Below are 9,673 nucleotides of genomic sequence, written 5' to 3'. Positions count from 1 at the left end.
CGCAAAAAAAAACGACTCAACCCAGCTTGATCGTCGCGCCTGCGGACGCAGCGGACAGCTACGAGAAGCTACGCGCCGCCGCATTGCGTGCCGAGTTCACGGCCTGCCCTGGTCTCACCATTCTTCGTCGATGGGGATTGGCAGCGTGGATCCGAGTGCGCGAACAGGACGTCGATACCGAGGCAGCCTGCCACGACCATCGGTTCGCGCACTCGGCCCCAGACAATCCCTCGCCCGCAACAAGCGACGTCACGCGCCTCATCGCCGGCATCCTCGTCGCCATCGCAATGGAGCCCTTCCATGCCTGAGCTCAAAGTCACTGCCGACCATCTCAAGCGCGACGCTTACCTCTATGTCCGCCAATCGACCCTTCGCCAGGTCGCCGAGCACGGCGAGAGCACCGAGCGCCAATATGGGTTGCGGGATCGAGCAGTTGTCGCCGGCTGGCCGGTCGAGCGCGTTCACGTCATCGATCGCGATCTCGGCAAGTCCGGCTCAAGTACGACAGCACGCGACGGCTTCCAGCAACTGGTGAGCGAGGTGGCGCTCGGCAAGGCCGGTATTGTCATGGGGCTGGAGGTCTCGCGCCTTGCGCGCAACTCGGCCGACTGGCACCGGCTCATCGAGCTTTGCGCATTGACGGCGACGCTCATCCTTGACGAAGACGGTATCTACGATCCAGCCAGCTTCAACGATCGCCTCTTGCTCGGCCTCAAAGGTACGATGAGCGAGGCCGAGCTGCACATCCTCAAAGCACGCATGCGTGGTGGTCAGCTCAACAAGGCCCGTCGCGGCGAGCTCGAGATGTGCCCTCCGGTCGGGCTGGTTTACCGGAATGATCGGACGATCGGCCTCGATCCCGACCTCCAGGTGCAGAACGCAATCCGTCTCGTGTTCGATACCTTCGAGCAGACCGGAAGTGCGATGCAGACAGTCCGCTTCTTCCGGGAGCAAGGTTTGCTGTTCCCGCGCAGACTCCGGACAGGACCGAACAAGGGTGATCTCCTGTGGGCGGCGCCGCACCATGCGCGCGTTCTGCAGGTGCTCCACAATCCGCGCTACGCCGGCGCTTTTGCGTATGGCCGAACGCGCATACGGCACCGGCCCGACGGTGGCACCAGTGTCGTCAAGGTTGCCAGGACCGATTGGCAGTTCGTTATGCCGGGGATGCACCAGGGCTACATCGACTGGGAGCGCTTCGAGGCCAACCAGCGGCGGCTCGCCGACAACGCTCGTGCCTTCGGTGGCGAGCGGCGGTCGGGACCGCCGCGCGAGGGACCGGCGCTCCTCCAAGGTCGCGTGGTCTGTGGCCTGTGTGGCGAACGCATGGGTGTGCGCTACAGCCGGGAGAACGGCAGCACCGTCCCAACCTATCTGTGCCAGGCGAACGCGGTACGCCGCGCGGGATGGACCTGCCAAACGGTTCCCGGGAAGATCGTCGATGCGGGAATCGCAGATTTGATGATCGAGCTAATGACGCCGATGACGCTGGCCGTCACCCTTGAGGTGCAGCGCGAACTTGAGGCGCGCGCCGCAGAGACCGATGCAGCGCGTCGCCAGCACGTCGAGCGGATGCGCTATGAAGCCGAGCTTGCGCGTCGACGCTACATGAAGGTTGATCCCGACAACCGACTCGTCGCCGATTCACTCGAGGCCGAATGGAACGACAAGCGGCGCCGTCATGCCGATGCCGCCGAAGACTACAAGCGCCGGAGCAAACAGCAGGCTGCGGCACTCAGCGCAGATGCCCAGCGACGCATCCTTGACCTCGCCGAGCAGCTTCCGCGGATCTGGCAAGATCCTCGAGTTGACTCCCGCGAGCGCAAGCGCATCGTGCGTCTGCTCATCGACGACGTAACCTTAATCAAGTCGCAAACCGTCACGGCCCATGTGCGCCTGTCTGGCGGCGCCACGCGTACCTTGGTGCTCGACCGGCCGCTACCCATCGCCCAGATCCGCAAGTTCAAACCTGAACTCGTCGCCGAGGTTGATCGTCTTCTTGACCATCATTGCGATCGCGAAGTCGCCGAGATTCTCAACAATCACGGATGGCGTACATGGGAGGCAAAGGCGTTCAATCTGAAGAAGGTTGCCTTCATTCGCTGCGCCTACAAACTTGCGAGTCGATATGAGCGGCTGCGTCGACGTGGTATGCTCACGACACGCGAGATCGCCGCCAAGTTCTGCGTGTCCGAGACAGCCGTACACACGTGGGGTCGCCAGGGGCTCATCACAAAATGCTATACCGATAGCCTGAACCGTGGCCTGTGGGAGATCCCGCCTGGCATGACGATCCGCAAGGGCTGCGGTGGGCGCGGCGCCCGTCTGGCGCAGCTCACCGCTATCACCGCGTCATCAAAGGAATGAGGTGCAGTATGAAGCGCTCGCCTTGTCGCGCGGCTTGCGGCTGCGGGTCGGCAAAATCGTCGTGTCGTAGTGCTCGGCCATGGCGGCAAAGGTTTGGTTGAGCGTCGGTTCGAACCACAACGCCTTGACGACCCCGGCCTTCAGATTGTCGCAGACGATCGCCTTGGGAACTCCGCCGAAGTACGACAAGGCCCGGGTCTGGCCTTCGATCCAATCTGGTAGTCGCTGACCGAAGCTCCCCATAGCGAAGGTCAGCGACGAGGCCCCGAGCACCGCGACAAATATCTGCGCCTGACGGATCTCGCCGGTTTGCGGATCGATCACCTCCACCGTCGGACCGGCATAGTCGGTCTGCATCACTGCACCCGCCGCGTGGCGATGACGGAAGGTCGGGTTCGCCCGGCGCCGATAGGCGTCAAACTTCTCGCAGAACCACGTGTAACCATAGCCGTCGGGATGCGCCGTCCGGTATTCCTGCCAAAGCAGCGTCAGCGTCACGCCCTTGCGCTTGAGCTCCTGCGCCACCCGCGGCCACTCAGGCTCGCTCAAGTCCTGCGGAGGCCGCCCGACCCGCCGGAAGAGAGCCCGCTGCAACGCCGCCTCACTCGCGTAAATCGGCGGTAACGGCCAGCTTAAGCCCGCCTCGCGTGCCCGCAGCAGGTAGGTGGCAACCGAGCTCTTGCTGATCTGCAGCCGCTCCGAGATCTCCCGAACCGACAGCTCCTGCTCGTACGTCAGCCTCAGGATCGATCGTAGGTCCTTCACAGTGGTTCGTTTCGCTTGCTTCCGTCTCGGCATTGCCCCTCTCAAACTCAGCTTGAGAGAGAACATTGCCTGAACGGCGCTCCCGAAAACCAACCTCCCGCAACTGTCCGCGATTTAGCGGAATCCCTGTCCCGGAATTACTGAAATCGCTGTCCGCGAATTACCGAAATCGGTGTCCGGAAATTGCCGAAACACGCACGCTCGACATTAACCGATCCATCACTGATCAACCGCGCCGTATCGAAGGAGGACACCTTCCGGGTGGACGCCCATCTCACTACGCTGAAGCTGCGTTTGAAGACCCGCCTTGATGACCAAAGGTGGCGTGCGTTCCTCAACTATGAAGACGCTGACACTGCCATCGCTAGTTTGTCCGCCTGGTTCGCTCGTTTCGGATTGGGGGCTTCGACAGGTCCAAAGGTGTCGGTGCTCGATCTTTCGATGCTGAGCAACGAAGTGCTGCCCTATGCATGTGCCGTCATCGGGCGCGTGTTGCTCGAGGCGCGGGAACGCTTGCCCGCTGCGTCACGCTACAAGCATCCGTGGGTTCTCGTGCTCGAAGAAGCGCATAACTATGCCCGACCGGCTCGCACGGACGAGGATCGAGGTCATCGACTGGCGCGGCTGACATTTGAGCGTATCGCAAAGGAAGGGCGCAAGTTCGGCCTGTCGCTCATCATCGCCAGCCAACGTCCGAGCGAGATTAGCCAGACTATCATCAGTCAGTGCGCTAACTTCATCAGCCATCGTCTCCAGAATCCGGACGACATCGACCATTTCCGTCGCATCATCCCGATGCAAGCCAGGCGCTTGCTCGATCAGGTAACGATATTGTCGTCAGGCGAAGCGATTGTCTTCGGCAGCGCGTTCCACATCCCGACGCGAGTGCAATTCGATAGGCCCGATCCCGGCCCCTATAGCCAAACGGCGGCGCCTTTCCATGAGTGGTCGAAAGAAAAAGACCCGTTTCCGCTCGCACAAATTATCGATGCGTGGGAGGCCTAGCTCAAAGTTTCTCGACGCCTTTGCCGGAACCTGTCACGGATCGATTATGCAGAACCGGTCTCCTCGGCGAAAGTAGTTGAAGTAATGTGCTCGAGGCGCTTCCCGTCGGTTGTTAAAAGCAACACCCGTCCATCAGTGTCGAACGCGTTCCACTTGCGTCGAGAAGCGGGCGACACAGATGGGGATGCGTCGGTCAAGTAGGTCGTCGTGATCCCACTTGCCGTCCAAGTCCCGCGTCGTTGAGCCGCATATCTAGCCGGGCAGCTTCGACGTCCTTTTGACTCGCTACACGAGCCTCGACGAGATCGTCGGTGGCGTCAGCGTCGCCAAGGTCGGTCCGGATATCATAACGCAGTTCCAAGAATTCGCCGCGAAAATGGTCCGCCCGGAGTCGATCCAGCGCCTTGTTGATCCAGACCAACGCTTCGGCTCCGTCTCCTTGCGCACGCCGCGCGCGTGCCATGAGCCTTTGGAGCCACTCGCTCGTCTCAAGCTCGTTCCGCTCCCGCAGGAGGGCCTCGGCTCCGGCCGGCCGACCCATTTCGATCAGGAGTTCGGCGCGCCGCTGGAGGTGGAAAAGCTGTGGTCGGACCAGCGACTCATGGAGGACGAGGGCCTTGGCATGGAAGCCGGATGCGTCGGCACCCGGAAGGCGGGCTGCCTCGAAATAGACCTCAGCCCACGCAAAACGATCGCTGTCGGTCTGCAAGCCTCCTAGCGCGGGCTCGGAGAGCTGAAGGGTGACTGGAAAGGGCATCGCCCAGTCTAACACGGCAAGGCTAATCGCCCTAAGGCGCATTCAATGTAAAGGCTCATCCGAGTCACAAGGAAACCGGCGCCGCTTTCTTGAAACGGCGCCGGTTTCTTTGTCAAAGGTCTAGTGAGCGGCGCCACCGTGCTTGATCGCAGAGGCGAAGTTTTCCACGACACGAACAAATAGATCGGGATCACGCAGTGCGTTCTTGAGCTCCTCAGTCCAATCCGGATTCGACTCGGTCCACTTGATCAGCGCGGTCGCCTTGACGCCGCGATGCTTGATCAGGAAGTTGGAGATCTTTGCCGGCACCGCGCCCCGACAAACGCGGCGTTAGCCGGCGCGGCGCGCGCCAGAAGAATGAAAGCCCGCGAGAAGCTCGCGAGATCGTCCTCTTCCGCGAGTTTGGTGAGGAGGTCCAGTACAGGACCGGAAGGGGTCGTGTAGGCCGCCGAGCCCTGGGATGCGATCGCCTCGGCAATGCGCTGCAGTGTTTTCTGGGGGCACGCTCTTAATTTCCTTCGAAGGCCGGCGAGCGCTTTGGCTTTTGCCCTGCGATCGGCGGCGAGGTTTCTGATGTCGTTTGCGTCTTGTTCGGTGGGCACCCACACACGCACTTCCTGCCAGCCTTCAGCCAGGCGAACGTCGCGCTGGCGTTTTACTCGCCTGACTACCGTAGGATCGGCCATGAAATGTCCTCGTACTGTCGTTACGGTACAAAAGTCGTAAGGACAGTACGTGCAAGCGGTTCCTTAGAAAAGGAACTCAGCAAGCCTTACGTAGGACCCTGCGTTGGCCATTTTATTGAAGTATATAAATAACCTTTATTATGGATCTGGAATTAGCTCCTCTGCGAAAGGTTTCCGTTGAACCGCGATCATCTCACTCACGCCGTGCGGGAACGATTGAAGCGGCTACCGGCGCCCTATGGGGCGCATTATGGCGTGGTCCCGCTGCCCCCGCCTGAGGATGGCGTTGCTGGGTCGATCCTTGCCCGGCTCAGAGCGGCGGACAGCCTTGGTGCGCATCGAGACGCTCGCGGCCGAACTAAAGGACCCGTATCTGATCAGCCGCATCTTGCCACGGCGGGAGGCTATCAGCAGCTCGGCGATCGAAGGCACCAACAGCACGCTTGACGAATTGCTGTCCGGTGGAGAAAGCGAAGATTGACCGAAGCCGGGCCATCCCGGCCGCTGCATCGCCCACCGCCAATCGTGAGCGCAAGGCCAGCCGGGGAAGGTCCAGTCGATCTTGGCTATCCTATCCGGGACGGCTGGGAGCATAGGGAGCGGTTCCTGCCGCCTTACCTCGTGCGCGTTTTGGAAGGCGAGCGCCTCATATCCTGATCGTGGCTGAAGAGGTAGCAGGCAATCTCAGTCTATCGGCGGGGCAGCTCGCGTGAGCTAGCGCTGCAGATCGAACGCATTCGTAGTCGACGGAGCACAGCGCGGAGCGCACTCGACGGAACAAGGACCAAGAACATGGCTACCAGACAAAGGTTTGCTGACGAAGGCTGCTTTTCCTGATGTGCGGCCAAATTCCTCCGCGAGCGCGGTACTTCGCAACCTGCATTCGTTTAAGTCTTCATTGTCGACGCACGAGATGCTGACAAAGAGTTGTTGGCGAGCGTTACAGATCGTCAGACCTCGCGGAGAATATGCGAATTCTGGAAGGCTTCGCCACCATCACGGGCTTCCATCGCAAGTACGCCATGAGGTCTTCTGTCGATCGGCTTCCAACTATTGCACGCGGAATGACAGCCGTAACGGTGACTTCGCGCGGCAGTAGTGTGCAGGTCAATAATGCCGGTTCCGCAAGCGACCGTCCAACGCTATCATTATCATCGACACGATCAGCTCGAAGCTCTCATCTCGCCGACTTCATCGCCTACAACTATGCACGGCGGCTAAAGACCCTGAAGGGCCTCAGGCCTTACGAGCACATCTGCAAATGCTGGACTTCCGAGCCAGAACGATTCAAACCCAATCCGCTCCGGCAAATGCCGGGACTAAACACCTAACAGGGCAGTTATAATCATTCAGGTTCCTCGTCAGCTTCTCGAAAGCTAAGCCTCGTAGCAAGAACGTGTTTATCCAGGTTCGACGTTAGCTGCTCAGATTGGTCAGGAGAATCGGATGGATGCGTTCAACCACCTCCACCCCGTCGAGGCCCCAGATGTCGAGCGGCCGTACGACGACGAGCTGGGACAGCAGCAGGATTACCAAGCGGGGTTTCAGCAGCACCTGAACGAGTTGCATCCGCACGAGCGACCGCCCCAGAATTCAAATAACCTCAGCGACCGCGACGTTGTGTCGAACAGAGATGCGGATTTTTTGAGAATGCCGCACGGGGATCGCGTCGGACAAGGCACCTCGCGGTTGCCCTCGGATTCGCCCGCCTTCTCTGGACAAGGCGTCAATCAAGATCTGCTTTTTCCGGGCGCGGATCGGAGTGGCCAGTTGCCAGCCGGCAGTTTCAGTCTGACGGATAGTTGGCACGGCGTGGATGCAGGTGCCGATTGGCCGACGCAAAGTTTCGATCAGGAGGAGCATTGGTGGGCGGAGCCCGGTGATGTGGTGCCTGAGTGGCCAACGACCGCGGCAATTCCTTGGCAGCAAGATCTCGGAGTATCAATCCTCGGCCGACAGCCCCGGCCGGGCGATGGCAGTACGACGGACCTTGAAGACCCCGTCCTCAGGCAATCGCGGCTCGACCACATCTTGGACACCTGGGCCGGCGAGGAGGGGCAGACGCAAGACGAAGACCGCCAAGAGGCCGTAAGACGAATAAGAGCCTGGGCAGAGGCCGGCGACGTCTATGCAGGGCTGGAGCTGTATGATCTGGGCCTGACGACACTGCCTGCCGCCCTTCCGCCCGGGCTCCAGTCGCTCAACGTCAGCGACAACGAGCTGGTGCGCCTGCCTGACACCCTTCCGTCCGGCCTCCGGACGCTTGGCGCCAGCAACAACCGGTTAACCGACCTGCCCGACACTCTCCCGACCGGACTCCAGTCTCTGGTCGTCGGCAGCAACCAGCTGACCGGGCTGCCTGAAACGCTTCCGGAGAGCCTTTCGACACTCGCCGTCTGCAGCAATCGGTTGACCAGCCTGCCAGACAACCTGCCGGCCGGGCTCCAGGACCTCGATGTCCGCGGCAACCTGTTGACCCGCCTACCCGACACCTTACCGACCGGACTTCAGTCGCTTGCCCTCGGTAGCAACCGGTTGACCATTCTACCCGACACTCTCCCGCCCGAACTCAAAGAGCTCGAAGCCGACGGCAACCGGCTGACCAGCCTGCCTGACACTCTCCCGGCCGAGCTCCTGTTGCTCTTCGCTCGCGATAACCGGCTGAACAGCCTGCCCGAGACCCTCCCGACTGAGCTCCAGAGACTCCACGTCAGCGGCAACGGCCTGTCGAGCTTGCCCGAGAACCTCCCGACCGAGCTCCAGATGCTCGAGGCACGCAACAATCGGCTCACCAGCCTGCCAGAGACCCTGCTGACCCGGCTAGGGTCTGGGTGCATGGTTTATGTGGAGGATAATGCGCTGCCCGAGCAGGTGCGGACGAATTTGGCGGCAGCCCTGAATGCGGCGAGCTATGCCGGCCCGCGGGTCTTCTTTTCAATGGGTGGAGGAACGATGGTGGACCAGGAACGGCCGCTGGCCAATGCGGTCGCGGACTGGTTGAAGGGCGAGCCGGAGGCGATCGCCGTCTGGCAGAACTTCGCCCACGAGGAGGGTGCCCCGGAATACGCGCTCTTCCTCGACAAGCTGCAGAAGACAGTGAATTATGACAATCCCGAATTCCGAGAGGCGGTGGCCGAGGATCTACGGCAGGCGGCGATCAGGCCGGAATTGCGGCGGCAGTTTTTTGAGCTGGCCTACGGGGCGAGCGAGACCTGCCAGGATCGCGTCACCTTGACCTGGAACGGCATGCAGACCGCACGTCTGAACGCTGATGTCGATGACGGAGCCTATGACGATCGGCTCGGCGAACTCATCCAGCAGGCGCGGGTCCTGTTCCGCCTGAACGCGCTCGAGCCGATCGCCCGTCAGAAGGTCGACTCGCTCGGGTTCGTCGACGAGGTCGAGGTCTATCTCGCCTATCAGGTCAAGCTACGTGAGCGGCTGGACCTACAGCTCATCGCTCCGGATATGCGATTCTTTGATGTCGCCCACGTCACTGAAGACGACCTCACCGCAGCCGAGATCCAGGTGCGCAACGAGGAGGCGACGGGGTTCGCCGACTATCTGGCAACTCGCTGGCAACCCTGGGAGATGGTGGTGAGTCGGATTGCCCCACAAGATCATGCACAGATGGAGGGCCGGCTCAGGGAGGCGATGGACGAGGAGTTTCCGAGCCGCCTTGAGCAACGGCTCGCCGACCATCAGCTAACCGGAGATAGCGATGCCGAGTTGCAATTCGGAGCCCAGATTAGCGAGGAGATCGCCCGCGAGATCAAGGGTCCTCTGATGCGCCAGGTGCTTGGGGACCGCGGGCTTGAGCTGTGAAATGGCCATCCTTGCGAGGAGCGTCAATTTTACGGGAACCTATATCTCAGTGACACAGCGTAACTGGCGGCTCAGTCTTGCAAATATCGATTCGTGCCGAGCCTCTGCTAGAGCGGGATGGGGTTAGTTTGAATCGATTTGGGATTGATCGGGATAGGGGGGTGCCTCACGACACCGCCCCTCCCACACCACCAGGCATACGGGTCCGTACCATGGCGGTTCGACCGAGTTATGCTTCGGCGGGCACGTAGAGTCGGGGAAGCCCGAG

The 9,673-nt window shown here is 61.0% G+C and carries 8 protein-coding genes and 2 pseudogenes; 7 read left to right on the top strand and 3 right to left on the bottom strand.

Annotation, left to right across the window (positions count from 1 at the left end; all coding sequences use genetic code 11):
- Together FNJ47_RS41660 and FNJ47_RS41655 are read left to right on the top strand one after the other, a co-directional pair.
- Positions 1-308, top strand: a 308-nt coding sequence (locus FNJ47_RS41660; RefSeq protein WP_163162044.1) for a hypothetical protein, incomplete at its 5' end; no start/stop codon positions are given.
- Positions 301-2,367, top strand: a complete 2,067-nt coding sequence (locus FNJ47_RS41655; RefSeq protein WP_163162042.1) for a recombinase family protein — start codon at positions 301-303, stop codon at positions 2,365-2,367. The genes FNJ47_RS41660 and FNJ47_RS41655, both read left to right, overlap by 8 nt.
- 21 nt (positions 2,368-2,388) lie before the next feature.
- Here FNJ47_RS41655 and istA read toward each other — a convergent pair.
- Positions 2,389-3,165 (bottom strand): annotated as a pseudogene (gene istA / locus FNJ47_RS41650) (IS21 family transposase); the annotation flags it as partial.
- A gap of 150 nt (positions 3,166-3,315) precedes the next feature.
- Between istA and FNJ47_RS41645 the strand changes: the two are divergent.
- Together FNJ47_RS41645 and FNJ47_RS41640 are read left to right on the top strand one after the other, a co-directional pair.
- Positions 3,316-4,137 (top strand): ATP-binding protein, encoded by an 822-nt coding sequence (locus tag FNJ47_RS41645; RefSeq protein ID WP_236000439.1) that lies wholly within the window; start codon positions 3,316-3,318, stop codon positions 4,135-4,137.
- A gap of 277 nt (positions 4,138-4,414) precedes the next feature.
- Positions 4,415-4,855 (top strand): hypothetical protein, encoded by a 441-nt coding sequence (locus FNJ47_RS41640; RefSeq protein ID WP_163162040.1) that lies wholly within the window; start codon positions 4,415-4,417, stop codon positions 4,853-4,855.
- A 159-nt stretch (positions 4,856-5,014) separates the two neighbouring features.
- Here FNJ47_RS41640 and FNJ47_RS51935 read toward each other — a convergent pair whose 3' ends face one another.
- Positions 5,015-5,203, bottom strand: coding sequence for a hypothetical protein (locus FNJ47_RS51935; RefSeq protein WP_236000437.1), 189 nt, complete (start codon positions 5,201-5,203; stop codon positions 5,015-5,017).
- Positions 5,176-5,580 carry a hypothetical protein gene (locus tag FNJ47_RS51930; RefSeq protein WP_236000434.1) on the bottom strand — a complete coding sequence of 135 codons (405 nt, stop codon included), beginning with the start codon at positions 5,578-5,580 and terminating at the stop codon, positions 5,176-5,178. Before FNJ47_RS51930 ends, FNJ47_RS51935 begins: the two co-directional genes overlap by 28 nt.
- 331 nt (positions 5,581-5,911) lie before the next feature.
- Between FNJ47_RS51930 and FNJ47_RS41630 the strand changes: the two genes are divergently transcribed.
- The 3 genes and pseudogenes from FNJ47_RS41630 to FNJ47_RS41625 all read left to right on the top strand — a co-directional run bounded on the left by FNJ47_RS41630 (position 5,912) and on the right by FNJ47_RS41625 (position 9,405).
- Positions 5,912-6,061 (top strand): Fic/DOC family N-terminal domain-containing protein, encoded by a 150-nt coding sequence (locus FNJ47_RS41630; protein WP_347341793.1) that lies wholly within the window; start codon positions 5,912-5,914, stop codon positions 6,059-6,061.
- A 644-nt stretch (positions 6,062-6,705) separates the two neighbouring features.
- Positions 6,706-6,911: pseudogene (locus tag FNJ47_RS51925) on the top strand (IS481 family transposase); the annotation flags it as partial.
- Between the two features lie 115 nt (positions 6,912-7,026).
- Positions 7,027-9,405, top strand: a complete 2,379-nt coding sequence (locus FNJ47_RS41625) for an NEL-type E3 ubiquitin ligase domain-containing protein (protein ID WP_236000430.1) — start codon at positions 7,027-7,029, stop codon at positions 9,403-9,405.
- Positions 9,406-9,673: the final 268 nt, after the last annotated feature.

This window comes from Bradyrhizobium uaiense, assembly GCF_010811875.1.
GTDB classification, from domain to species: domain Bacteria; phylum Pseudomonadota; class Alphaproteobacteria; order Rhizobiales; family Xanthobacteraceae; genus Bradyrhizobium; species Bradyrhizobium uaiense.
Note: the sequence above shows the minus strand (reverse complement) of the source record. Positions and strands in the feature narration are given on the sequence as shown.

Bases quoted from the DNA above. Each gene is read 5' to 3' on its own strand.
- FNJ47_RS41655 (WP_163162042.1), top strand. From the start codon at position 301: ATGCCTGAGCTCAAAGTCACTGCCGACCATCTCAAGCGCGACGCTTAC.
- FNJ47_RS51930 (WP_236000434.1), bottom strand. From the start codon at position 5,580: ATGGCCGATCCTACGGTAGTCAGGCGAGTAAAACGCCAGCGCGACGTT.
- FNJ47_RS41625 (WP_236000430.1), top strand. From the start codon at position 7,027: ATGGATGCGTTCAACCACCTCCACCCCGTCGAGGCCCCAGATGTCGAG.